The organism is Massilia agri (assembly GCF_024753255.1).
Classification (GTDB): domain Bacteria; phylum Pseudomonadota; class Gammaproteobacteria; order Burkholderiales; family Burkholderiaceae_D; genus Telluria; species Telluria agri.
Window position 1 is genome coordinate 1 of the sequence record NZ_JANUHA010000045.1, and the last position, 1,451, is coordinate 1,451.

Below are 1,451 nucleotides of genomic sequence, written 5' to 3' on the forward strand. Positions count from 1 at the left end.
TGAACTGACCCCAGAAAGTTGGACACCAACTTCTGGGGTTTTTTCATGGTGAAGTACACACCTGAGTTCAAGCTGCTTGTCGTGCAGCGGTATCTCGAGGGTGCAATGGGGTATCGGACACTTGCGGAAGAGTTTGGGATAGCCAATTTTTCGCTCGTTCAACGATGGGTTGGGTTCTTCCGTGCTCATGGAGAACAGGGACTCGAGAGAAAGCGCAAGTCGTATGACGCTGCCTTCAAGCTCTCGGTACTGCAGCACATGTGGGACAATAAGCTATCAAAGGGACAAGCTGCTACAGTCTTCAATGTCCGGCGTCACGCGACGATCGGTGGTTGGGAGCGGGCTTACCGCGAGGGCGGTATCGCAGCCTTGGAACCCGGCCCGATAGGAAAATCAAAAGTGCAACCTGAGCAAGACAAGCCTGAGCCGGCTGAAAGCGCCGACAACCGCAGCCGCGAAGAACTACTCGATGAGCTGCTGCACCTTCGTGCGGAGGTCGCGTACCTAAAAAAGCTCGATGCCTTGGTTCGATCGCGGGCGCAGGTGAAAGCCCAACCGAAAGCGCCGCAGAAAAAGCGCAAGTAGTGCACGAACTAAGGCCACGGTTTCCACTGCCGGTCCTGCTCAAGGTTGCCGACCTGGCGCGAAGCGTCTACTACTACCATCGGAAAGCACGAGCGGTAGGCGACAAGTATGCTGAGGTAAAAACACAGATCGGCTCGATCTATGGCGAACACCGGGGCCGCTACGGCTACCGTCGGGTGACTGTCGTTCTCCGGCTGATGGGGCGGAAAATCAACCATAAGACCGTCCAACGGTTGATGGGTGAGCTGAACTTGAAATCGCTCGTGCGTCCTAAAAAATACAAGTCGTACAAGGACGATATGGGAGCCGTCGCGTCCAATGAACTGAACCGCCAGTTTGAGTCTACGGCGCCGAATCAAAAATGGGTCACCGATGTAACCGAGTTTAAGGTAGGCAGCGAGAAGCTATACCTTTCGCCGATTCTTGACCTGTATAACGGAGAGATCGTCACTTTCGAGACCAGCAGGCGCCCGGTGTTCGAAATGGTAGGCTCGATGCTGGACAAAGCACTCGCCAAGCTGCAGCCACACGAACATCCTTTGCTGCATTCCGACCAGGGGTGGCATTACCGGATGCCGCGTTATCAGGCCACGTTAAAAGAACGTAGCATGGTGCAGAGCATGTCGAACAAGGGCTGCTGCTACGATAACGCTGCCATGGAAAGCTTCTTCGGAGTGCTCAAGACCGAGTTCTTCTATCTGAAGAAATTCTCGAGCATTGACGAGCTGAGAGAGGGACTCGCCGAGTACATCAAGTACTACAATAACGACCGTATCAAGCTCAAACTCAAAGGCCTGAGCCCTGTGCAATACAGAACTCAGGCCGTGGGCGCTTAAACTAACGTCCAACTATTTGGGGTCAGTTCA

1 protein-coding gene is annotated in these 1,451 nt (G+C 54.0%); it reads left to right on the forward strand.

Annotated features, from left to right (window positions below; genetic code table 11):
- Positions 1–45: 45 nt before the first annotated feature.
- Positions 46–1,421 (forward strand): IS3 family transposase gene (locus tag NX780_RS25050; protein ID WP_258830607.1). Its coding sequence is split into 2 segments (ribosomal slippage): positions 46–505 and positions 505–1,421, totalling 1,377 coding nucleotides; the frame shifts between segments, so codons are not numbered across the junction.
- Positions 1,422–1,451 lie beyond the last annotated feature (30 nt).